Annotated in this window: 25 protein-coding genes; 14 read left to right on the top strand and 11 right to left on the bottom strand. The window is 42.4% G+C overall.

The genetic code is table 11. The annotated features are described in order from the left end of the window. Positions 1 to 57 precede the first annotated feature (57 nt). Complete coding sequence (locus F6J90_RS04815) at positions 58 to 249, top strand: hypothetical protein (protein WP_293091338.1); 192 nt, start codon at positions 58 to 60, stop codon at positions 247 to 249. Here F6J90_RS04815 and F6J90_RS04810 read toward each other — a convergent pair. After that, positions 242 to 2,125: an alpha/beta hydrolase gene (locus tag F6J90_RS04810; protein WP_293091337.1), complete on the bottom strand. Its 1,884-nt coding sequence runs from the start codon at positions 2,123 to 2,125 to the stop codon at positions 242 to 244. The genes F6J90_RS04815 and F6J90_RS04810 overlap by 8 nt on opposite strands. Here F6J90_RS04810 and F6J90_RS04805 point away from each other — a divergent pair. Then, positions 2,104 to 2,385 (top strand): hypothetical protein, encoded by a 282-nt coding sequence (locus F6J90_RS04805; protein ID WP_293091336.1) that lies wholly within the window; start codon positions 2,104 to 2,106, stop codon positions 2,383 to 2,385. The genes F6J90_RS04810 and F6J90_RS04805 overlap by 22 nt on opposite strands. Continuing rightward, a complete protein-coding gene (locus F6J90_RS04800; RefSeq protein ID WP_293091335.1) occupies positions 2,339 to 2,521 on the top strand; it encodes a hypothetical protein in 183 nt (60 codons plus the stop codon). The genes F6J90_RS04805 and F6J90_RS04800 overlap by 47 nt, the downstream gene beginning before the upstream one ends. On the opposite strand, the gene F6J90_RS04795 is transcribed toward F6J90_RS04800, so the two are convergent. Together F6J90_RS04795 and F6J90_RS04790 are read right to left on the bottom strand one after the other, a co-directional pair. Beyond that, positions 2,469 to 3,191, bottom strand: coding sequence for a pentapeptide repeat-containing protein (locus F6J90_RS04795; RefSeq protein WP_293091334.1), 723 nt, complete (start codon positions 3,189 to 3,191; stop codon positions 2,469 to 2,471). The two genes, F6J90_RS04800 and F6J90_RS04795, sit on opposite strands and share 53 nt — an antisense overlap. Positions 3,192 to 3,264: 73 nt before the next feature. Continuing rightward, entirely contained in the window at positions 3,265 to 3,399 is a 135-nt protein-coding gene (locus F6J90_RS04790) for a hypothetical protein (protein ID WP_293091333.1), read from the bottom strand. 390 nt (positions 3,400 to 3,789) lie between these two features. Between F6J90_RS04790 and F6J90_RS04785 the strand changes: the two genes are divergently transcribed. Together F6J90_RS04785 and F6J90_RS04780 are read left to right on the top strand one after the other, a co-directional pair. After that, the gene (locus F6J90_RS04785) at positions 3,790 to 3,939 is read left to right on the top strand and encodes a hypothetical protein (RefSeq protein WP_293091332.1); all 150 of its coding nucleotides are present in this window, start codon (positions 3,790 to 3,792) and stop codon (positions 3,937 to 3,939) included. 510 nt (positions 3,940 to 4,449) lie between these two features. Further along, a complete protein-coding gene (locus tag F6J90_RS04780; RefSeq protein ID WP_293091331.1) occupies positions 4,450 to 4,710 on the top strand; it encodes a hypothetical protein in 261 nt (86 codons plus the stop codon). 22 nt (positions 4,711 to 4,732) lie between these two features. On the opposite strand, the gene F6J90_RS04775 is transcribed toward F6J90_RS04780, so the two are convergent. Together F6J90_RS04775 and F6J90_RS04770 are read right to left on the bottom strand one after the other, a co-directional pair. Continuing rightward, positions 4,733 to 5,956, bottom strand: a complete 1,224-nt coding sequence (locus F6J90_RS04775) for a transposase (RefSeq protein WP_293091330.1) — start codon at positions 5,954 to 5,956, stop codon at positions 4,733 to 4,735. 1,180 nt (positions 5,957 to 7,136) lie between these two features. After that, a complete protein-coding gene (locus F6J90_RS04770) occupies positions 7,137 to 7,559 on the bottom strand; it encodes a hypothetical protein (RefSeq protein ID WP_293091329.1) in 423 nt (140 codons plus the stop codon). Positions 7,560 to 8,454: 895 nt separating this feature from the next. On the opposite strand from F6J90_RS04770, the gene F6J90_RS04765 reads away from it, so the two are divergent. Continuing rightward, positions 8,455 to 8,643, top strand: a complete 189-nt coding sequence (locus tag F6J90_RS04765; RefSeq protein WP_293091328.1) for a hypothetical protein — start codon at positions 8,455 to 8,457, stop codon at positions 8,641 to 8,643. On the opposite strand, the gene F6J90_RS04760 is transcribed toward F6J90_RS04765, so the two are convergent. After that, positions 8,604 to 10,169, bottom strand: coding sequence for a SagB/ThcOx family dehydrogenase (locus F6J90_RS04760; protein WP_293091327.1), 1,566 nt, complete (start codon positions 10,167 to 10,169; stop codon positions 8,604 to 8,606). The genes F6J90_RS04765 and F6J90_RS04760 overlap by 40 nt on opposite strands. A gap of 25 nt (positions 10,170 to 10,194) precedes the next feature. On the opposite strand from F6J90_RS04760, the gene F6J90_RS04755 reads away from it, so the two are divergent. From F6J90_RS04755 to F6J90_RS04745, 3 genes are all read left to right on the top strand, one after another. Next, positions 10,195 to 10,398 (top strand): hypothetical protein, encoded by a 204-nt coding sequence (locus F6J90_RS04755; RefSeq protein WP_293091326.1) that lies wholly within the window; start codon positions 10,195 to 10,197, stop codon positions 10,396 to 10,398. 115 nt (positions 10,399 to 10,513) lie between these two features. Continuing rightward, complete coding sequence (locus F6J90_RS04750; RefSeq protein ID WP_293091325.1) at positions 10,514 to 11,053, top strand: pentapeptide repeat-containing protein; 540 nt, start codon at positions 10,514 to 10,516, stop codon at positions 11,051 to 11,053. Next, complete coding sequence (locus F6J90_RS04745) at positions 11,025 to 12,425, top strand: alkaline phosphatase PhoX (protein ID WP_293091324.1); 1,401 nt, start codon at positions 11,025 to 11,027, stop codon at positions 12,423 to 12,425. Before F6J90_RS04750 ends, F6J90_RS04745 begins: the two co-directional genes overlap by 29 nt. Here the strand turns inward: F6J90_RS04745 and F6J90_RS04740 are convergent. Next, positions 12,394 to 12,543 (bottom strand): hypothetical protein, encoded by a 150-nt coding sequence (locus tag F6J90_RS04740; protein WP_293091323.1) that lies wholly within the window; start codon positions 12,541 to 12,543, stop codon positions 12,394 to 12,396. The genes F6J90_RS04745 and F6J90_RS04740 overlap by 32 nt on opposite strands. 347 nt (positions 12,544 to 12,890) lie before the next feature. Here F6J90_RS04740 and F6J90_RS04735 point away from each other — a divergent pair, with 347 nt between their 5' ends. The 5 genes from F6J90_RS04735 (at position 12,891) to F6J90_RS04715 (ending at position 18,472) form a co-directional block, all read left to right on the top strand. Continuing rightward, positions 12,891 to 13,799, top strand: coding sequence for a sialate O-acetylesterase (locus tag F6J90_RS04735; RefSeq protein ID WP_293091322.1), 909 nt, complete (start codon positions 12,891 to 12,893; stop codon positions 13,797 to 13,799). Positions 13,800 to 14,126: 327 nt separating this feature from the next. Further along, complete coding sequence (locus tag F6J90_RS04730; protein WP_293091321.1) at positions 14,127 to 15,632, top strand: AGE family epimerase/isomerase; 1,506 nt, start codon at positions 14,127 to 14,129, stop codon at positions 15,630 to 15,632. A gap of 34 nt (positions 15,633 to 15,666) precedes the next feature. Continuing rightward, on the top strand, positions 15,667 to 17,241 hold the full coding sequence (locus F6J90_RS04725) for an AGE family epimerase/isomerase (RefSeq protein WP_293091320.1): 1,575 nt from the start codon (positions 15,667 to 15,669) through the stop codon (positions 17,239 to 17,241). A gap of 331 nt (positions 17,242 to 17,572) precedes the next feature. Further along, entirely contained in the window at positions 17,573 to 17,713 is a 141-nt protein-coding gene (locus F6J90_RS04720; RefSeq protein ID WP_293091319.1) for a hypothetical protein, read from the top strand. A 3-nt stretch (positions 17,714 to 17,716) separates the two neighbouring features. Next, complete coding sequence (locus F6J90_RS04715; protein ID WP_293091318.1) at positions 17,717 to 18,472, top strand: thioesterase II family protein; 756 nt, start codon at positions 17,717 to 17,719, stop codon at positions 18,470 to 18,472. Here the strand turns inward: F6J90_RS04715 and F6J90_RS04710 are convergent. The 4 genes from F6J90_RS04710 to F6J90_RS04695 all read right to left on the bottom strand — a co-directional run bounded on the left by F6J90_RS04710 (position 18,444) and on the right by F6J90_RS04695 (position 21,386). Next, positions 18,444 to 18,602: a hypothetical protein gene (locus tag F6J90_RS04710; RefSeq protein ID WP_293091317.1), complete on the bottom strand. Its 159-nt coding sequence runs from the start codon at positions 18,600 to 18,602 to the stop codon at positions 18,444 to 18,446. The two genes, F6J90_RS04715 and F6J90_RS04710, sit on opposite strands and share 29 nt — an antisense overlap. 23 nt (positions 18,603 to 18,625) lie before the next feature. Continuing rightward, entirely contained in the window at positions 18,626 to 19,849 is a 1,224-nt protein-coding gene (locus F6J90_RS04705) for a hypothetical protein (RefSeq protein WP_293091316.1), read from the bottom strand. A gap of 266 nt (positions 19,850 to 20,115) precedes the next feature. Beyond that, a complete protein-coding gene (locus F6J90_RS04700; protein ID WP_293091315.1) occupies positions 20,116 to 20,844 on the bottom strand; it encodes a class I SAM-dependent methyltransferase in 729 nt (242 codons plus the stop codon). A gap of 68 nt (positions 20,845 to 20,912) precedes the next feature. Continuing rightward, positions 20,913 to 21,386, bottom strand: a complete 474-nt coding sequence (locus F6J90_RS04695) for an SET domain-containing protein-lysine N-methyltransferase (protein ID WP_293091314.1) — start codon at positions 21,384 to 21,386, stop codon at positions 20,913 to 20,915. Positions 21,387 to 21,660: the final 274 nt, after the last annotated feature.

Raw genomic sequence — 21,660 nt, 5'->3', positions numbered from 1 at the left:
TAAGGGGGGAAGGGAATCGGGACTAGAGAATAGTGATGCAGTAATATTAATCGTAGAGTGGGCAGTGCTTACCTTCCCGATGGCAAGCCAATTAATCACCCATCATGCACTGCCCACCCTACAGGAATTATTCTCCCCATCTCCCCATCTCCCCATCTCCCCATCTCCCCACACTCCCTATTCCCTATTCCCTATTCCCTATTCCCTACTCCCTACTCCCTACTCCCTAAAACTATTAAACTTAACTGATACGACTTGCTTTTTCGCGGTACTTGTTAACAAGTTTAGTGAACAATTGATTCAGCTGTCCAATGCAAAAACTATTCGGGGTCATCATTTTAGTGTTAGGATAAAAATAGAATTTATTTGAGCTAATCGACCCAGACTTTACTTCCTTAAAGTTAATAGCAACCTGCTGATTTCCCACAGAGAGAACTTGAAACCAAGTCGCCATGGTGGCAGGTAATTTTGTACTCAGACGCAAGGAAATTTTGGGACTCGACAGAGATTGAGCGTAGGCTGGGGTTAAAAATGGTTCATAGCGTTGAGCGTCTGGAGTTAGCTGCTTAATAAACGCTAAAGTTACACCTTTGACCAGTTGCCGTAGGCTATGGGCATCGTCCCCAACCACCTCTTTGACTAACGTACTTCTAGCGATCGCATCGTTAAGATTTTTCGGGTCAGTCACACTGAGGTGAGTGCCACCAATGGCGCTAATCAAATACTTAGAACCCCCCAACTGATTAAAAGACCGTAACTGATGGTCTAGAGCTGGTGTAATGGCATCCTCGGTACCCGTTAACATTAAAGTTGGTACAGTAACTTGACGCAAACCCTTAGTACCAAACAAACGCCCCGTTACGCTATTCAAAGCGATCGCTTGCACCACTCGCTGATCAGTAAGATTAACCTGGTCTTCTGGTAAATCAGCCGCTGCACATTGGAACCAATCTGCTGGGGATCTGCCCACAGGAGAGCGATTTTTACAAAACTGTCGCAGTTCCTCTAAATCGAGTTTTCCCCCAGCCAATGCTAAAGCCGTGTAGCCCCCCAATGAATGACCAATAATTGTAACTTGTTGAGTATTCAGTTTCCCAAGCATGGTAGAATATCTCTGATTGATGTCAGCCAACTCATCCAGGAGAAAGCTGACATCTTTCGGGCGGTCAATAAACTCTGAGGGAGGTAATAAATCCCCAAGTTTACCTGGTGCTGACAAGTTGTTAATCCTGGTAAAGTTGCTGCCAGGATGCTCTAGGGAAGCAACCGTAAGACCATGAGACGCTAGATGGCGTGCTAAATATCTCAGAAATTTGCGGTCTGCAGCAAATCCGTGGGAGAGAACTACCAAAGGTCCAGTAGTATCCTCAGCCCAGTATAAATCTACAATAATGGTACGTTGCCGTTGTCGGTCTCTTAGTCTTAGTTTACGCTGTTTAACCAATTGGGGACCGGGAGTAGCAGGGTCAAATCTAGGGCGAAAGGTGGCAGCGTCTGCAACAGCCAAATCTTGCTCTAAGATAGGACCAACTGCCAAACTCTGCCAATAGGAGGCATTAAGCTGTAGGGCAATCCCAACCGCAGACGAAGCATCCAAAGTGATCTTTTCTCCTGGATAAGCCCGTAAGAAACTCAGCACACTTAAACCATTAACTTGTCTTGCTCCTAACAACAGCGCAGCTTTTAATTGCTCTACACTACTATCAGGGAGTGCTAACCCTAGTCTGTCCAACAACCGTGCGCCATCGCTGGAGAGGAGAAGGTCATTGATAAAGGTTTCTGTGGTCTTAGGGTTGAGTTTGAGGCTATTGGTCAAAATCTTCCGGATCTGTGGCGTGAGGATATCTCGATAGGGTTGCAGTGCTCGTGATAACTCCCCTGTCTCAGCAAACTTTTCTAATTCCTTGATAGCGACAGATTGCTCAAATGGCCCTAAGCGTAGAGTGAGATACTCAGCAGCAAAAACTGGTGCAGTCATTGCCCAAAACAAAGTCACAAAGAGACTACCTAGAGCACCCTGTCTGATTTTTTTAATTTGACCTATTGAACCATTACAGTGTTTTTTCTTCACAGAAGATTCAGAGGTATGGCGGCGATCAGACCATGGCAGCTGAAAATTCATCATTAGCGGTTTATGCAGAATGTGAGTGCGGATATTTCGATCAAAGCCGACTTAATCAAGACTCGACAAGCCCATCGAAATATTTTTTCTGCACCACTTATGCACTAAAGGGTAAGCTATCAGCTATCAGCTATCAGCTATCAGCCATCAGCCATCAGCTATCAGCTATCAGCTATCAGTTATCAGCCTATGGGCTAAGTCACAGCGTCGAAGCCTGTGCCACCCTATTCCCTGTTCCCTGTTCCCTGTTCCCTGTTCCCTAGTAGACACACCTATTGCTTCCCTACTCCCTACTCCCTACTCCCTACTCCCTACTCCCTACTCCCTACTCCCTATTCCCATCTAACTAAATACTCGTATTCAATATCACCCCATCAAGTTCCGCTTCAATCAGATTAGCCCCCCGAAGGTTGGCATGAGTTAAATCAGCTCCGGTAAGATTCGCTTTTCTGAGGTTGGTTTCACTAAGGTTAGCTTCTCTGAGGTTGGTATAACTAAGATTAGCTTGACTAAGGTTAGCCCCTTTCAGATTAGCCTTAACCAGATCTGCTCCTGTTAAGTTAGCTTTATCAAAATTACTACCAATCAGTTGAGCTTCATTGAGATTAGCCCCAGTCATCACCGCTTCCGTGAAGTTGACCCTACTCAGATTGGCTTTGGTGAAGTTCACAGCAATCAGGTTAGTTCTATACAAATTAGCTCCCTCAAGGTCTGCTAGAGAAAAGTTAACCCTAATTAGGTTAGCCTCTTCCAAAGATGTCATAGTCAGGTCTGCTCTTTGAAAGGATGTACGGGTAAGCTTGGCTCGATTCAAGTAAGCGTGACGAAGAATAGCTTGATCAAATGTTGCCCCAACTACACAAGCCTCAGTCAGGTCAGTATAAATCAGCAATGACCCAGTCAAGTTAGCTCCCATTAGCTCGGCTTGAAAGAGATTGAAACCATTCAGGTTTTGCCCACTCAGGTCTACCTCCATGAGGTCAGGGATCAGTGTGGGATGATTGTCTCTCCATTGATTCCAGAGTTTTAGACCCTGCTCAAGCTGAGCCAGATGGGTTGGTTCCGCCATGTAGTTGATTAATCCTCTAGGTAAGAATGCTTAAGAAAGTATTAAATTTAATGTAACATAGCGAAAACAAAGTTTACATTTTGGGAATCGGGAATCGGGAATCGGGAATCGGGAATCGGGAATCGGGAATCGGGAATCGGGAATCGGGAATCGGGAATCGGGAATCGGCACCATAGGCAATAGGCAATAGGCAATAGGCAATAGGCAATAGTTGACTAGAAAAGCTTGTGCTGCTTGTATCAATGTCAAAACTTTTATATATAGCGCTATATAAAATGCCTGGCAGGCATATAAAAAGCGACACCCAAGCTATTACGGCTTGGGTGTCGCTATTGTTTCAAGACCAGACATGATCAAGATTTCCCGATTCCCGACTCCCGATTCCCGATTCCCCACTCCCGACTCTATGCGATTGACCTTTGGTCACGCTTGACCTTTGGTCACGCTTCGCGAACGCGATCGCATCCCGACTACCGACTACCGACTCCCGTATAAAAAAAATTAACTCATTTGACACCCCACCCTTTTCCCATTAATCTTTTTACGGAGCAGAGATTACACCATACTAATTTCGAGTGTGAAGTTGGGTAATAAAAGAATGAGTACCAATAAAGAAAAGATCAAGATCCTAGATCTAGAAACCAGACCAAGCAAAGAAACCGACCTCCGTAAGTTGTCACTAGACGACCTCAAAGGGGTATGTGGAGGTGTCGGGTTTGTAGTGATTGAAGATATTGCAGGCGTTTAGTGGCAAGTAGGAGGCGTGGTGGGTTTTGGGGGTTGGGGTTGCCTTTTCTGTTTCTATGATAATCAGGATGGCTAACAAAACATTATAGTTATGTCAAAAGTCTTTTTTATCGGCGGTGGGCGGTCGATTGGCAGCCAATTTATTGACCGGAAACTCTGGCTACTTCACCGGTCCCCGGCACCGACCTCTTTCCCTGCGGGAAACTTTTTTGACAAATTTGATTCCGTAAGAGAAACCCTAGCTAGGAGCTTGCTACCTAAGTGGCACCTAGTTGGGGTTTTCTGTTTGAATACTGACAAAATTTTGAGTTGAATAAGACGTGCCATTAAGTGGCACATGCTTAACTAAAAAAATAAATTTCACTTCCTTAAAACTCAAAAAATTATTAACTCTAAAAAATGCTTAAGTAGGCAAAAAAATGTGAAAAAAGCATTGACTTCTCTTCCTCTGAGATTTTACTCTTGTCACAGAGCACAGATTACAAGCTGATTTGGAGTGAAAAGCAATAGCATGAAAGAAAAGATCAAGATCCTAGATCTAGAAACCAGACCAAGCCAAGAAACAGACCTCCTCAAGTTGTCACAAGACGACCAAAAAAAGGTAGTAGGGGGAATAAGATTCGCGTCGGTGGAAGCTTACCAACGATGGCTGGCATCGCGGGGACCAGGTGCATGTGCCCTGTTGGGTTGGTCTGGTGAAGAGTGTCGTCGTCGTGTAGTTGGTTGGGGTTGGTCGGGTGGGTTGGCCTTGGGGTCGGTTGAACTCAGATGAATAGTATAGCAAAACATCGACCTTATTTGACACTCCCCACGGCGCTTATGCCGGGGGATTCTTGGATCGTAGACCCGTCTTGCTCGACCAGGCCGGAGCCAGGAAGAGTAGAGGACAGATCTCCCCAAGCGTTTTGGAAGGTTCCGGTGTGCCCCACCGTACCCAAGGCTCTACTTAAGATATTTCGAGCGGCGTTGTGGTCTCGATCTAACTGACATCCACACTTGCAAACATGGGTTCTAGTTGATAACGATTTCTTGACCACTTCGCCACAGTTGGAACAATTCTGACTTGTATAAGCTGGATTCACTGCAACAGTTATCCGACCAAACTTTTGCCCAAAATATTCCAACCATTCCCGGAACTGATACCAACCTGCATCATTGATAGACTTGGCAAGACAGTGGTTTTTAACCAGGTTCTTAACCCTCAGATCTTCATAGGCGACCAGGTCGTTAGACCGGATTACGCAACTTGCCAGTCTCTTGGCATGTTCTTCACGTTGCCTACTTATTTTGAGGTGTGTCCTGCCTAGTCTATTAATGGCTTTCTTTCGGTTAGCAGAGCCTTTCTTTTTTCGAGAAACTCTACGTTGATAAAACTTTAATCGCTTTTCGCCTTTACGATAGAATCTAGGGTTAGGCTCTGAGTACCCATCAGAGTCGGTGTAAAACTCCTTCAGCCCAACATCCAACCCAACAGTAAAACCAGTAGCCTCTAACTTTTCTGAGTTGTCAAGTTTTACACAAAACTGAACATAGTAGCCATCAGCTTTTTGGACAATGCGAACCCGCTTAATTAACTTTTGGTCAAAACGCCACAAGTCCCAGGTTCCTTTGAGTTTAACTTTCCCTATACCCTTTTTGTCTGTGAATTTGATAGACTTCTTGTCTGGCGATAATTTCCATCCAGATTGCTTGTATTCAACAGACCGCGAATACTTTTTAAATCTGGGATATCCTTTTTTGCCAGGGACTTTCTTCTTGCAATTATCAAAAAACCTTTTTACAGCCCTTTCTACGTTTTCAACAGAGGATTGACAGGCATGACTATTAAGGTCTTTGACAAATTTAAACTCATCTCTTAGTTGGGTGTTGTAACGGTACAGTTCTTTTTTTCCTACTCCGCGATTGTCCATCCAAAAACGCAGCACTTTGTTCCGGACAAATCGGGCTGTCCTGATCGCCTCGTCTATTGCTATTTTTTGGGGTTCTTTCAGAATAGCTTTGAACTCCATTACCAACACTCAATATCACCTCATTGCTACCTTAATAACTACACTTATAAAATAACATTTATTTCTTGATTTGTGTAGGTTTTTGTTACATTTTTAAACTGTCCACCCTGCTGTCAGGGAATAAATTCCCTCAAAAGACGCGCGCCTTAGAATAGTGGAGCCTTTATGGTTGGCAGGCTATGCAGAAAAGGGTAAAAAACTTATTGATTAAGGCTCCACTATTCTTAAGGTAACTTTAAAAGGCTAACCCCATGGATAGAATCCAGGGGCTTGCGCCCTTATATTTTTCGGTCAAAAGTCTTTTTTCATGGGCGTCGGCGGTCGATTGGCACGCCTTAATTGACCGGAAACCCTGGCCAATTCCGGGTCTTCGGTTACCTGGCACCCCACCGACACCGACCTCTTCCCCTGCGCGAGACTTTTTTGACAAATTTGATTCCGTAAGAGAAACCCTAGCTAGGAGCCTACTACAAAGCGTGGCATGCTTGTTGGGGTTTTCTGTTTAAAGAGGGTAATCGGGATTCATCGGAAACTGACAGAATCGGGACGTGTAGAGGAAGCGAGGAAATATTGATAATGGGCAAGATGCCCATTCTACAAATATTGATAACGGGCAAGATGCCCTACAAAATTATTAAAATCATCATCAATTTATACAACAAAAAAATTCTCCCCATCTCCCCACACTCCCCATCTCCCCATCTCCCCATCTCCCCATTTCAACTACACCTTCTTAACATTACACCGGCTTAAAAAAAACAAAATCAAAATATATATTAAAAAGAACCCAAAATACACCTAAAAAAATACATGGCTTAAAAAAAACAAAATCTTAAAAAGAACCCAAAATACACCTAAAAAAATACATAAAAAACCTTGACTGATATTCCTCTGCTTTTTTACTATTAAAGAGAATAATAAAAGCGATTTTAAGCAGATTTGGAGTGTACATGAAAGATTTGATTTCAAACCAAGAAAAGATCCAGATCCTAGATCTTGAAACAAGACCAAGCCAAGAAACCGACTTCCTACAGTTGTCGGAGGCCGAGCTCAATCGGGTTTGCGGCGGGGGTTGGGGAGGAATATTCAAAAGAATAGGAAAAGGATTAGGGAAAAAAATCGGCAGTTTGATATAGGTGAGCGCGAATCAGCTTTTCGCTGATTAAATTAGCAAAACATCGACGTTATGTCAAAAGTCATTTTCCTCAGTGGTGGGCGGTCGATTGGCAGCAATAAATTGACCGGAAACCCTGGCCACTTCCGGGTTTTCGGTTACCACGGCACCGACCTCTTTCCCTTGTAAGACTTTTTTGACAAATGTGATTCCGTAAAAGAAACCCCAGCTATCGAGTTGGGGTTTTCTGTTTGAAGAGGGGAATCGGGAATCGGGAATCGGGAATCGGGACGTGTAGAGGAAGCGAGGAAATATTGATAACGGGCAAGATGCCCATTCCACAAATATTGATAACGGGCAAGATGCCCATTCTACTTGCATTAATAAAATCATCCCCCATTTATACAAAACAAAAATTCTCCCCATCTCCCCATCTCCCCATCTCCCCATCTCCCCATCTCCCCATCTCCCCATCTCCCCATTTCCCCATCTCCCCATCTCCCGATTCCCGATTCCCGATTCCCGATTCCCGATTCCCGATTCCCCTATTGTTACCTAATCTGACTCTAGTGTACCCCTTATTTAGCTAATTTTGAAGGATTATTTAATCTTTGTAACCCTTACATTATCAGGCTTTGATTTGAATAAGATGTACCATTAAGTGGCACCTGCTTAAAAATTAAAACTTGCTGAAATTCACAAAAAATGTGAAAAAAGCATTGACTTCTTTTCCTATCCAATTTAGACTATACCTTCAAAAAATTACACCGGCTTAAAACTCAAAAACTATAAAATCTAAAAAAAATGTGAAAAAACCATTGACTTCTCTTCCTCTGATATTTTACTCTCGTTAAAGAGCACAGATTACACTAAGCTGATTTGGAGAGATAGCATGAAAGAAAAGATCAAGATCTACGATCTAGAAACCAGACCAAGCCAAGAAACCGACCTACAGCAGTTGTCACATAACGAGCTCAATCGGGTTATCGGGGGCGGCAAATGTAAAAAATGCGCGGCGGAGGTTCTTCCATCTAATAATTGCACCACTTGCTATGAAGAATGAAGCGGGGAAAGGAGCAGTGAGAAGAGGTTTTAGCAAAACATCGACCAAAGCGTCAAAAGTCTTTTTCCGTGGGCGTCGGCGGTCGATTGGCACGGCTTAATTGACCGGAAACCCTGGCTAATTCACCGGTCTCGGTTACCACGGCACCGACCTCTTTCTATGAGACTTTTTTGACAAATTTGATTCCGTAAGAGAAACCCTAGCTAGGAGCTTGCTACAAAGCGTGGCACCTAGTTGGGGTTTTCTGTTTGAAGATGGGATGGGAGTGGGGAATCCGGAGTCATCGGAAACTGATAGAATCGGGAAGGGAAAATATTGATAACGGGCAAGATGCCCATTCCACAAATATTGATCACGGGCAAGATGCCCATTCCACCAAGATGCCCATTCCAATTGATAAAGAATAATAAAATTATCCCCACCTCCCTACTCCCTACTCCCTACTCCCTACTCCCTACTCCCTACTCCCGAAAGAAACCTCAAAGCCGTGTCCTAGGACGCCCCAAAGTCGTAATATAAACAACCGCTTCATCAACAGGAATACCCAAAACTTCATTGACCTGGTCATCAAAGAAGCCACCAATACCACTTACTCCTAAACCCAGGTAAATAGCTGCTAGATTGAGCCGCTGTCCTAGATGACCAGCATCCATGTGTAGGTAACGGTAAGCGCGATCGCCTAATCTAGCCACTGCTTTTTGTAAGTCAGCGGTGTGGAACACCACTGCTCTGGCATCTCGACCCAAATCTTGCCCTAAACACAGGAAATGCAATTCTTTACGGAAGTTTTTAAAGCGAATTTGCCGCAATTCTTGAGCCTTAGGGGCGTAATAATAGCAGCCTTCTTCTAGGTCATTTACCCCAGATACTGCTATAAATGTTTCGATTAAACTTAAATCAAAATAATCTGGTGTTCCATCTAAGCCTTGCTCAATGTAATGCTGAGGTTGGTATGTAAAATCCAGAAGAGCTTTTAGCTCCTCCAAGGTCAGATTAGCTGCACTATAAGCTCGGGTAGAGCGTCGTTTTAGAATAGTATCTAAACAGGCTTTCGGAGCATTACCTGAACTGGTTAACTCCCCCCAATCTATGGGGTTTGTAGCGGTTGAAACTTTATCACAAAACGGAAAATTGTACTTGTCTTCTAACTGCTGGTCAATTTCTGTACTCTTTGAAGTCTTATCCTTAGCTTTCCAATCACCACCCTCCTTAATTTCCGTAGCGCGGTGCAAATAACCTAATAATTCCCCATCTGGAATATCTGGGTAATTAACCTCAGTAGGAGATGGCAACACAGTTGGGGCGATGGGCAAGTTTTGTTCAACTTTGAGCTGATCGGCCAGGGGGATTACTGCGATCGCTCCTTCTTGTTCCAGGTCTAGATAAAGCAGTTCATTAACTTTTTCATCTGCAAACCCACCAATTAGGTGAGGTCGGTAATCACTCAAAGCCCCAGCCAACTCAATATTACCTAGCAGATGACCAGTGTCTAGAAAAATTCTGCGGTATGCCCGGTCTTCATAGCGCCAGGCGGAGCGATAAAATACCGCTGTAGTTACAATAGCCAGTTCTGTACTCTCCAAAACTGGGTGCCAGAAGCAAGCCTCTTGCAGTGCATTCCAAACATCACTCTGCCAAAAATGAACTAGAGAATGGGTAAGACACTGATAGTTGTATAGTCCTGATGGTAATACGGGAGTACCACGGGAAATCAAATAAACTTCAGCTGGGTATAAGCCACCAGCAGAGGGAGCTGCCCTCAGATAAAGTGGTGGTCCCATGGTCTCCAGCCTAGCCGTCAAACCATAACTACACAGTAGTAACTGGGACAGCCGCCACCAAGTCTTACTCGGTTCAGAGGTAAACTGCTCCCGCTCTTGTGAGAAGTATGGTTTTAGGTCAAAGTTAGTCCCAACTTTGTAGTCTTTAAACGGTATCGGCTGTTTCTCCCAGTCTAAGCCCTTATTTTTGGCTGATATGGTTTCTGGAGCATATTTGGTGCGCTCGTGGTAGTGCTGAGCGATTGATACTGGCAGTTGTGACATCTTAGTTGCAACAGAAGAGGAAGCTTTGCTTAATATCTTGACAGGATTTTTGCCCTGTTCCCTCTTCTGTCTTCCCTGTTCCCTGTTCCCTGTTCCCTGTTCCCTACCGATACCGATAATTTTTAAATTTGATTTAACCGACTATTATAACAAAAAAAACTTATGTTGTCAAAGATTTTTATTTTTACGTAGCAAATGTTCACAAATATTAAAAAAGAATTATAATTAACTGTGTAAGGCGCTACAAAGTTATACCTTTATAAAATAATTAAGCATAAATACGCATTGACATTATTGTATAAATTGGTATTGGGCGGCAAAAGCTGACCTATTAATGTAGCGCAATGAAAAAGATTGGTGGAGCCGAGTTACTTGAACAATACGCTAGGGGTAGACGAGACTTTAGTGGACTAGATATCAGTGAAGCTGACCTGTTTGAAGCAGATATACAAGCAATTGACCTGAGCAGCAGCAATCTTAACAAGACTTACCTGCCTTACTCTAATCTAAGTCAAGCCAAGTTGCAGCAAGCTCAACTTCAAGCAGTTCAGTTAAGTGATGCCCAGCTCTACCAGACTGATCTCTCTGGGGCGGATCTTCAGAATGCCAATCTGTTCAGAGCAAATCTACGTCGTGCCAATTTACAGGGCGCAAATCTAGCTGGTGCCAATCTCCAAGCAGCAGACTTGAGGGACACTGACCTTAGCCATGCCAATCTCAGCCATGCCAATTTGAGTAATGCTAACCTGAAAAGAGCTATCCTTACTAAGGCTCAGTTGAGGGGTTGCAACTTATTTCGAGCCGAGAACGTCGATCTTTGTGATGCCTACTTGGATAGTTCCACGATTTATCCTGATGGCCACAGAGCAGATCTGTCTGAGTGATCAAACACCTATCCGTTATTCACCAATGACTTTATCAAGACGTCACTTCTTTGCCTTAGCCAGTGCTAGCACCGCCGGTGCCATTCTGGCATCCCCGTTGAAAGAGGTTTTTGCCAAGAAGGCTCTTGGTAAAGCATTTCGAGGTAAAGGCTTCGGGTCACTTCAGCCAGACCCTAACCAATTATTAGACCTGCCAGCCGGATTTAGCTATAAAATTTTATCCCGCACAGGTGACACCATGAGTGATAGCAATTTGGTGCCTGGTAGACCCGATGGCATGGCTGCTTTTCCTGCACCGGGAGGCAATACTGTCCTGGTGCGCAATCATGAACTTAGCCCCCATCAACTGGATAAACATGGATTGGTAGCAGTAGAGTATATCAAGTATGACCCCATGTGTCTGGGAGGGACCACAACACTAGTAGTGGGAGCCAATGGTCAACTGGTCAAACAGTACACTTCCCTGGCTGGTACTGAACGAAACTGTAGTGGTGGACCAACCCCTTGGGGTTCATGGATTACTTGTGAAGAAAGCACCGTTACTCCTACCACTTATCCGGCAGATGACCCCAGAAGTGTTTCGATGAAGCACGGCTATAACTTTGAAGTGCCCATTACCGGTGAAGTAGTGCAAGCTGAGCCTCTAGTGGCAATGGGTCGTTTTAACCATGAAGCGGTTGCAGTAGATCCCAAAACTGGGATTGTTTATCAGACTGAAGACAGGATGGATGGTCTGTTCTATCGCTTTATTCCCAAGCAACCAGGGAACTTAAAAGCAGGGGGTGTACTGGAGGCATTAAAGATCCAGGGAACATTTCAGAAAATCACGGTTGAGAACTTCCCTGTCGGTAAACCCATGGCAGTAGAATGGGTTCGGATTGAGGATGTAGACCCGGAAGAAGATACTGTCCGGGTTGAAGGTTTTGGTAAGGGAGCAACCCAATTTACCAGGGGAGAAGGGGCATGGTACGGTAATAATGAGGTTTACTTTACCTGTACTAGTGGTGGTTCTTTAAATGCAGAGACTGGATGGGCCAATGGAGCTGGTCAAGTCTGGCGCTATGTTCCTGGTAGCAATCCCCAAGAGGGTGGCACCATTGAACTGTTTATTGAGTCCCATGACCGCAGCTTACTAGAACACCCAGATAATGTGACCATTAGTCCTTCTGGAGATCTAATCCTCTGTGAAGATGGTGGTGGTGACCAATTCCTAGTTGGGGTCAATCCTAAAGGTGAGCTTTACCAGTTGGCACGGAATGCCCTCAACAGCAGTGAGTTTGCTGGTGCTTGCTTCTCACCCAATGGTCGGATCATGTTCGTAAACATTCAAGAGCCTGGTATCACATTTGCAATTCAGGGCCCTTGGGTTTAGAGTTTGTAGGGAACAGGGAACAGGGAACAGGGAACAGGGAACAGGGAGCAGGGAGCAGGGAGCAGGGAGCAGGGAGCAGGGAGCAGGGAGCAGGGAATATGGTATCAAAAATTATCACAATTCATTTAGAATCCCTGTAGCATTATTTCTAAGTTGTTGTGTCAACATGACAACTGTTATTATAAAAATAATCAGCTATATTTCAGCGTTTTACTCTCATAAAGATATGAGAGTTTTTTTTTACTAGTAATTCCTTGAATTAAATTTGCTTTTAACTAACATATAGCGTTTTTAGGACTAATGAGGTACACATAGTTGTTTGACTATTGGCTCTTGCCTTCCCCTCCTGGGAGCAGGGAGTAGAGAGTAGGAAAGTCAGAATTAGTCAAAAATACTGAGGACATTATTACTATGATAACCGTTAAAATCCTAACTATTGAAAATATCAACTAAAAAGGCAATATCATGAAAGTTTGGTCCAGACTTTCCTATCTAGTTATCGGTTTAGTTATCTGTACTTTAGGTATTAAACTACAAAAGTCTGCTCAAGCAGACCAGTTGCTCAGACGCTACGGTATCCTCAAAACTTCCGCCATTAAGCATGATCAAAGCAAACCGGTTGCTGCCAATTTTCAAGGCAAGATGTCCCTGTTTATTTTGGCAGGACAGTCGAATATGTCAGGAAGTGGTCCGTTAACACCTGCTAGTTCCGTTACCCACCCCAGAGTTTTTGTCTTTGGAAACGATTACCGCTGGGCTCTAGGCACCGAACCGATTGATTCAGCAAGTGGACAAGTTGATCAGGTCTCAGAAGATAAGTCAGCTGGAGTCGGTCCAGGGATGGCCTTTGCTACTGAATTGCTCAAATACGATCCTGAACTGATTGTTGGTTTAATTCCCTGTGCTAAATGGGACACTACTATTCAACAGTGGCAAAAAGATCTAAGTGAAGATACTTTGTATGGCTCTTGCTTAAAGCGAGCTTATGCGGCTTCACCAATGGGAGAAATTAAAGGTATACTATTCTTTCAGGGAGAAAGTGATGCCCTTAATCCTCAAGCCGATCCAAGTCGAATATATTTCCCTAATCAGTGGGCTGATAAATTTATTACGTTGGTAAAAGATTTCCGTCAAGACTTAGGGAAACCTGAGTTACCAGTAGTTTTTGCTCAAATTGGCACCACTACTTTTAAAAAAAAGCTCTCCAACTGGGAAACGGTTAAAGCGCAACAGAAAACAGTCCAGTTACCAGCTACTGAGATGATTACTACAGATGACTTGGCTTTGCAAGACCAGGTTCACTTTACAACGGAAAGTTATTTGATTATTGGCAAAAGATTTGCTAGAAAATTTTGGAAACTTACTCAAAGATAATACTCAAAGATATAGCAATTCTCATAGCTATAAGGTACACAATTCCTCGATTTTAGGGAACAGCGAGCAGGGAGCAGGGAGTAGGGAACAGGTAAGAGGAACCCACCCCTAACCCCTCCCAGGAGGGGAAGGCAAGAGCCAATAGTCAAATTATTTTGAGTGCAAACCTAATAGTATTTTGATTACAAAACTCAATAAAAATGCTCTGCTAATTTTTGCCATTGAATCCGATCAGATAGCTGATTAAGATTTATGAGCAATGACGGAAATAAAAGAAAATTAATGAAGTTCTGAGTTACTCAAATTGCTAAAACCATTTATTTACAGATGATGAAAAAATATCGATTTTATTTATATGTACTTATTACTACTTTAGTAATTACCTTGATAGTTGGCTTGTCACCAACCATTAGCCAACCTATATTACTGGAACCAAAATTACAAACCCTAACCGGTGAAAGATGGTTACAGCATCTAGAAGAAGACCTCAATCCTTGGTGGTTAATGGAAAGTGCTTTTGGTAAACCTGTAGGTAATTTTCCTAGCTTGCGATGTGATAATGGAGAGCTACTTGATTTGTCTCAACCATGCCCAACGTTTAAGGATTTAGAAGATGAAAAAAAATGGATTAAAAATTTCTTTAATAAAAAGTACATAGTTGCTCAATCTCGTCAAGTATACACCTACGGAGTAGCTTATCACTTGACTGGAAATCCTGAATTTTTAAATTTGGCTAAATCCGGATTAGATTGGATTCGCAACTATGGATTTGATCGAGAAAATGGAGGGGTATTTACTGTCTTATCTGAAGAGAATCTTACTTCTCTTTCTTCTGCTTCAGAGCGTAATAGTCAAGAAATAGCCTATGCTTTACAGGGTATGGCTTTTTATTACTATCTAACTCAAGATGAAGAAGTATTGCCAGATATCATTAAATTAAAAGACTTTATCTTTAAAAATTACTATGATTCAGAACAAGACATAATACTTCAATTCCCTAAAAACCCTCAAAACCAGGAATCCACAAAACAAAGGAAAGGAATAGTATATCAATTAGATCAAATGAACACCTATCTAATGCTTCTCGCACCGATATTACCTGAACCTTACCAGTCGCAGTGGAAAAAAGATTTGGTTCACATCTCGCGTATCTTAATGAACCAGTTTTACAGTCCTGAATATAATACTTTTTGGTATTATATTGACAATCCAGAAGATAAAAAAATATTAACTGGCAAAACTGATTATGGACATTCAATAAAAACTTTGTGGATGATCTACCTAACTGGTAAATTAGTTAACAATGACAGATTTGTTACTTTTGCGAGAACTAGTGCTGATAAGTTATTCAAAGAAGCCTATGATTCTGAATCAGGAACATGGTATTCACGATTGTATGCTGATAAAAATAAAAAATTAATTCAAGACCTTAATAAAAGTTGGTGGATCTATGCTGAATTGGATCAAGTAGCAGGAACACTTAGCTTGGAAGACTCATCCTACGTTGACAAATATTTAAAATCAACAGTTAATTGGTGGTTTAAGAATATGGTAGATCATACTAATCATGGAATCTGGAATAAAGTAATTTGGCCAACATTAGAAACGAAAGGTTTTAAACAATCGAAATGGAAAAATGGTTTTCACAGTTACGAACATGCTTTAGTGGGCTATATTACTACTCAAGCAACTCAAGGAGAAAAAGTTAAACTATACTTTGCCCGTAAGGAAGGAAAAGAAAACAAAGGAATTAGACCTTACTATAATACAGTAAAGATTGAAAAAATTAATAAAAAACCGCTACAATCAATCCCTGAAATGAATAAAATATAAGTTACTTTTACAGAAATTTACTAGAATAAATAAAATGATTAAAACTTTTTGTAAAAACAAATTTTTATTTAGTATAATTAGTAGCATAACCATCTTGATAATTGGTTGCTTTTATACTGTATTTAAACCCAACTTAGCACAACAAACTACAGAAATAACGATGGGTCAACAATGGTTACAGCATCTAGAAGAAGACCTCAATCCTTGGTGGTTGATGGAAACTGCTTACGGTAAACCTGTGGGTAATTTTCCTAGTTTTCGCTGCGACAATGGTGATCTAGTCAATCCATCTAAACCTTGTTCAGCTTTTACTAAATTAGGAGACAATTATAGTTATGTTACCAACAACTTAGATAAAAACTATATTGTCTCTCAGTCTCGTCAAGTTTACACATACTGCGTCGCCTATCATTTAAGTGGAAACCCAAAGTTTCTTAGTTTAGCAAAAGCTGGAATAGATTGGATTCGTAACTATGGATTTGATCGAGAAAATGGTGGTGCATTTAGTTACTTGAAAAGAGAAAGTCGCCAATCTAATCCTTCTGTTTTAAAGCGTACTAGTCAGGAACTAGCCTATGCTTTACAGGGAATGGCTTTTTATTACTATCTAACTCAAGATCAAGAACTATTACCAGAAATTATTCAACTAAAGGACTTTATCTTTGAGACTTATTATGATCCAAAACTAGAGATGATGATGTGGGTTCCCAAGCAAGTTAAGAATGAAAATGTTACTAACAATTGGCTTAAACAGAAAAAACATTTGCTGTCCCAATTGGATCAGATCTATACCTACATGCTTATTCTCGCGCCAATCTTACCAGAACCTTATCAATCAGAATGGAAACAAGATTTGTTGAATTTATCAAGGAGTATAATCAACGAATTTTATAGCCCTGAATATAATACATTCTGGATGGAGATTAACAATATAGGAGAGGGAAAAATAGGAGAGGGAAAACTGCCTACAGATTATGGTCATTCGATGAAAGCCTTTTGGATGATTTACTTAACTGGTAAACTTTTCAATAATCAAAGATTTATTGACTTTGCCCAAATAGGTGCATCTCGTATGCTAGAGGAAGCTTATGATGTAGAATCAGGGCTTTGGGGTAGAGGTATTAGTTTTGATGAGAATGATAAGGGTGTTCGTGACCTTGACAAAAAATGGTGGGTCTATGCTGAATTAGATCAAATGGCAGGAACACTTAGCTTGGAAGACTCATCCTACGTTGACAAATATTTAAAATCAACTGTTAATTGGTGGTTTAAAAATATGGTAGATCATACTAATCATGGAGTATGGAACTTACTGACTTGGCCGACCTTAGAAAAGCAATTACCTAAACAATACCACTGGAAAAATGGATTTCACTCCCATGAACACGCCCTAGTTGGCTATATTACTTCTCAGGCAAACCAAGGAGAACAAGTTAAACTATACTTTGCTCGCAAGAAAGGCAAAGAAAAAGATAATATTAAACCTTACTACTATACAGGTGAGATTGTTGACATCAATAGGTCGCCAATGCCATCAATAACTGATAGTAATCTGCCTTCAATATCCGATTTGAATCGGGTGATAATAAGTTTTACTGGTATTAAATAGGGTTTTCTGAACAGAAGGCAGAGGGCAGAAGAAAGGAGTAAGGTTTCAAGGGAGAAGGTTTTTTATCACTAATTATCCGAACATGATATTAATATATAGCAATTATCATAGTCATGAGCGACATTGCTTATCCTTTTAAGGCAGAAGGAATCCCCCCTATGCCTTAATAAGGGGGGCTGGCAGAAGGCAGAAGTAAGAAGGTTTTAAGGCAATAAGTGCCAATCAAGAGTGTACCTCATAGCTATGATAAACGCTATAACTCGGATTTTATTGTAAACTATTTATGGGCTTGGTGAAATAACAACTAAGCCTATTATCTTGTATTACAAAAGTGATCCATTTACCGACAAATACCGCGAAGTCTATTGATTACTTTCCAAAGATAGCAATCCGTGTAGGAATTGTGATAATTTCGTTCACTACTCCCTACTCCCTACTCCCTACTCCCTACTCCCTGTTCCCTTCAAAATAACCAATGACTACTACCAACTCTTGGATCACTCGGCCAAAACCAAATCCTAAAGCCCGCCTGCGCCTATTTTGCTTTCCTTATGCGGGTGGTGCTGCTTCAAGCTTTCGCACTTGGCCAGACCCATTGGCACCCCATATCGAAGTCTGCCCAGTGGAACTGCCTGGACGGGGCAAGCGACTGCGGGAACCCCTGGTTACTGGTATATTGCCTATGATTGAAACCCTAACACCAAGTTTACTGCCCTATCTAGATATCCCCTTTGCCTTTTTTGGTCACAGTCTCGGAACACTAATCAGCTTTGAATTAGCCCGTCAACTCCGCCGCCAGGAAGCCCCGAGTCCTCGACATCTGTTCATTTCCGGTCGCCGCGCTCCTCAAGTACCTGCCCGAAAACCTCCCCTTCATAACTTGCCCAAGTCTGAGTTGATCGAAGCATTGCGTCAATATAATGGCACACCAGAGGCTGTGCTAGCAAACCAGGACCTAATGGAGCTGTTTCTACCGATTCTGCGAGCGGATTTCGGGATTAACGAAACCTATACCTACACTAGCGAACCCCCACTTAATTGCCCCATATCTGTTTTCGGAGGTTTGCAGGATACCGACGCCAACAGTGATGAGCTTGCGGCCTGGCGTGACCAAACCAGTAGCACTTTCACGGTACACATGTTTCCTGGTGGCCACTTCTTTATTAATAATCAAAAGGAGTGTAATCAGCTTTTGGAGCTGATCACAAAGTTTGCGATCGCGCCAGTGTGATTCCTTGGGTCTTTCCTTGAAATCCCTGTCTGGTGAGGGAGCGGGGAGCAAAAGCCTTTGACCAGCTTTTTATTCCCTGCTTCGAGGTTTGAGCTTCTATTTTCATCACAGGTCTAGTAATTCGAGACACTTTTTTTTGCTCACCCAATATGATCAGTCAACCAGGCTTAGACGGTTGTCGCGAATGACAAACTCTTTCGGTATTGGTAGTCCATGCAGACTCCGTGCCACACTGCTCGTGTAGGCACCCGATGCATTCAGGATCACGCGGTCACCAACCTCTACTCTTGCCATCTTTTCGTTAAGACAAAAATAATCTGTCTCATAACAGGTACAACCTGCCAGGTCATGCACCAACATAGGTCCTTCTCGGAAAGGGATCTGAGCAACTGCTGGACATGGTGCCCAGAACATCAAGTTCCAAGCAGAGGTATCCAAAACCACAATGCGATGCCCAGAGGGATGATCGTCTGCTGCTTTGACCTCCGCAACCAGGTAGCCCGCCATCATAGTCAATAGCATTCCTGGCTCAATCACAAGCCGCACTGGTTGCTGGCGCTGGTTGTTGATACGAGTAATGGTTTTATTTACTAGATTCCAAACCCGTTGTGCTTCAGGTTTTTGCAGATGGAACAGGTAAGCCCAACCGCCGCCGAGATTGAGCACTTCAACTTTAGGAAAGATTTCCAAGCAAGATACTAGCAAATCAAGGGTCTGATGTAGATCTGCTTCTGAAAAAGTTTCACCTTCATGAACATGAAGATGGACGACCTCAAGCTTATGGGTTTGTATTAGGCTGTGTAGAGCAGAATCTTTTGGATCAACTCCAAATCTACTCCACCTGGTTACTACATTCTTAGCCTTGGAATCTTCGTGAAAAGGAAGGCGAAGTCGAAGCCCAACTCTTTTGTCTGGGTTAGCGCTTTCACACCAGACACGCAACTGAGACAAACTGCACAAATCTGGAATCACACCCTCAGTTGCCAAACGCTTAAGGTCGGCAACTGAGAAGCCTGGTGCTGTAGAGTAGATTGGCCACAGCCCTGCTGCCATGGCAGCATCTAGCTCTTGTATGGTGGTAATGTCTGCTCCTAGCCCAAGTTTAGCCATATGACGCAACACAGATTGGCAGCGGTTTGCTTTAACAGCCAAACAAAGCTCAATATTCGGAATTTGTCTGAGGTCGTTTCGTAAAGCGGTTACAGTGTCAGTGATGGCATCTAGGTCGTACACCAGTGCCGGGGTGGGAATATCACTGGCAATCTTAAACAATTTCTCAGGAATAGTTGGAAGAATTTTCATCCAATTTCTAAATTCAGCTACATCATCTCGCCATCCATCTTTTATTTCTTGGTTGTTATCGTCTTTTGAGATCATGCTACTGCCAAATCTTAATTGTTGTGAATAATTTGTTCTCGTTGCGTCGCACTCAAACTGTAAGCATTCAGCTATCAGCTATCAGCTATTAGCGTGTCGCGTATCAGCTATCAGCCAAAGGCCTGTGGCCACGCTACACTGAACAGTTTATGCCCATAGCGCACGCTACACCGAACAGCTTTTGAATAAAATAAGCTGACGGCTGTTCGCGTAGCGTGAGCTTTTAGCTCACGGCTGACGGTTGAATGCTTACCTCAAACTTGCTTTTACATCACTTTTTGGTAAACCATATATAAATCGTCGGGAGTCGCCTCTTTTAACTTAAACCCTGCCGCCTTCATCGTATCTTCTAGAAGTTGGCCGTACACCATTAAGAACTTATGGCGATCGCTCGCCACTATTTCACCTTCTTTTTTGAAACGATAATCTGTTTCCCAAAAGTACATTTCTTGATTGTCTAGGAAAGCGAGATGCTTTTGCTGAGCGTAAACAATGCCGTTGCCAATGTCTTGCTCGCCATCTGCATCAATTTCTTCGGCTTGAATGTTAAGTACAAACAAGCCTCCGTCAACTAAATGGCGGGCAATATTGTCTAACATTTTAACGGTGTCCTCAAAATTGGGCAGAAAACTGTATAAGTGGTAATCCTTACCAACCCGACATACACCTGCCGGACCCCCATGGGAATATATTCCATCAAAAGATTCCTGTAGATCCATTGATAACACATTACCTTCTACTACCTTTGCCCGATTTCCCAAACGAGCTTTACTCCGTTCTAACATAGCAGGACTAAAATCTATTCCAGTTATCTCATAGCTGGGATCTAATTCCAGCAGTTTTTCTGCAAGCAATCCCGTTCCCACCCCTATTTCGAGAAGTTTTTTCCGACCTTTGAGGATAGAGTCGAGGGACTGAGCTTCTTTCGGATAGTCGTAATACCCACTCTTCATAGTGGAGTCATAATACTCGGCAATGTTATCGTATTTATTCATAATGGTAGCTCTCCCGCTTTTATTTAAGACTGTTTATTAAAACTGTTGATCAAGCAAATTTTAAGACATCAAGGTCCTTTAGCCAAGCGCTGTTGTATATGCTGCGCGAGTTTGTATTTTGTTAAAATATCTAAGGCTAAGTAGGCGGCACCTCGAATAGTCCCCAAGCAATCTTTGCTTTGACAAATACAATCAAATTCTCTATCCATCGACCATTCTGTAGATGGATAGAATAAAGTCAGTTCCTCGCCAATTTTAATTTTAGTTATGGCCTTCAAAACGCGATCGCTCGGAGCGAAAAATACATTAGGAGCGCAGCTATGATTGATATACTGCAAAAACTCTGGGTCGAGCATAATATGTTGGCGATCGCCAATTTGGACAGTTAAATAATTGGGCTGAGCTAGGCTCTTTTTTGCACCAAATTTACAGATTACCTGTCCGGGCATAAACTCGACAGTGGTGTGTAGGGATTTGCTCCCAGTTTTACGACACTCCCGGAGCTCGGCCCATGATGCAACGTTTAGGGGTTTTTCATCCATATAGTTTTTCACCAAGTCATCCATAGATAGCAATTATCAGCAACGTTTGAGCAACATTGCTTATCCTTTTAAGGCAATAGGCAATAGGCATGCTAGCAATAGTAAAGATGGTTTGAAGAGAGTCAGCCTCAAAGAGGACTGTACCTCATAACTGCCAAAAACGCTATAAGTACCTCAGCGAAATTATTTGGATCCAGTCTTACCGATCTAAGCTATTCTACAATAACTTGGTATAATTTAAAAAATTGGCAACAAAAGTTAAGGGTATATGACA

It is taken from the genome of Moorena sp. SIOASIH (assembly GCF_010671925.1).
In the GTDB taxonomy this organism is placed as follows: Bacteria; Cyanobacteriota; Cyanobacteriia; order Cyanobacteriales; family Coleofasciculaceae; genus Moorena.
This window is presented reverse-complemented; position numbering and strand designations above follow the sequence as displayed.

Coding starts and splice junctions, on each gene's coding strand:
- F6J90_RS04805 (WP_293091336.1), top strand. CDS start 2,104: ATGGCAGCTGAAAATTCATCATTAGCGGTTTATGCAGAATGTGAGTGC.
- F6J90_RS04810 (WP_293091337.1), bottom strand. CDS start 2,125: ATGATGAATTTTCAGCTGCCATGGTCTGATCGCCGCCATACCTCTGAA.
- F6J90_RS04795 (WP_293091334.1), bottom strand. CDS start 3,191: ATGGCGGAACCAACCCATCTGGCTCAGCTTGAGCAGGGTCTAAAACTC.
- F6J90_RS04785 (WP_293091332.1), top strand. CDS start 3,790: ATGAGTACCAATAAAGAAAAGATCAAGATCCTAGATCTAGAAACCAGA.
- F6J90_RS04780 (WP_293091331.1), top strand. CDS start 4,450: ATGAAAGAAAAGATCAAGATCCTAGATCTAGAAACCAGACCAAGCCAA.
- F6J90_RS04770 (WP_293091329.1), bottom strand. CDS start 7,559: ATGGGGAGATGGGGAAATGGGGAGATGGGGAGATGGGGAGATGGGGAG.
- F6J90_RS04765 (WP_293091328.1), top strand. CDS start 8,455: ATGCCCATTCCACAAATATTGATCACGGGCAAGATGCCCATTCCACCA.
- F6J90_RS04760 (WP_293091327.1), bottom strand. CDS start 10,169: ATGTCACAACTGCCAGTATCAATCGCTCAGCACTACCACGAGCGCACC.
- F6J90_RS04750 (WP_293091325.1), top strand. CDS start 10,514: ATGAAAAAGATTGGTGGAGCCGAGTTACTTGAACAATACGCTAGGGGT.
- F6J90_RS04745 (WP_293091324.1), top strand. CDS start 11,025: ATGGCCACAGAGCAGATCTGTCTGAGTGATCAAACACCTATCCGTTAT.
- F6J90_RS04735 (WP_293091322.1), top strand. CDS start 12,891: ATGAAAGTTTGGTCCAGACTTTCCTATCTAGTTATCGGTTTAGTTATC.
- F6J90_RS04730 (WP_293091321.1), top strand. CDS start 14,127: ATGATGAAAAAATATCGATTTTATTTATATGTACTTATTACTACTTTA.
- F6J90_RS04725 (WP_293091320.1), top strand. CDS start 15,667: ATGATTAAAACTTTTTGTAAAAACAAATTTTTATTTAGTATAATTAGT.
- F6J90_RS04715 (WP_293091318.1), top strand. CDS start 17,717: ATGACTACTACCAACTCTTGGATCACTCGGCCAAAACCAAATCCTAAA.
- F6J90_RS04705 (WP_293091316.1), bottom strand. CDS start 19,849: ATGATCTCAAAAGACGATAACAACCAAGAAATAAAAGATGGATGGCGA.
- F6J90_RS04700 (WP_293091315.1), bottom strand. CDS start 20,844: ATGAATAAATACGATAACATTGCCGAGTATTATGACTCCACTATGAAG.
- F6J90_RS04695 (WP_293091314.1), bottom strand. CDS start 21,386: ATGGATGAAAAACCCCTAAACGTTGCATCATGGGCCGAGCTCCGGGAG.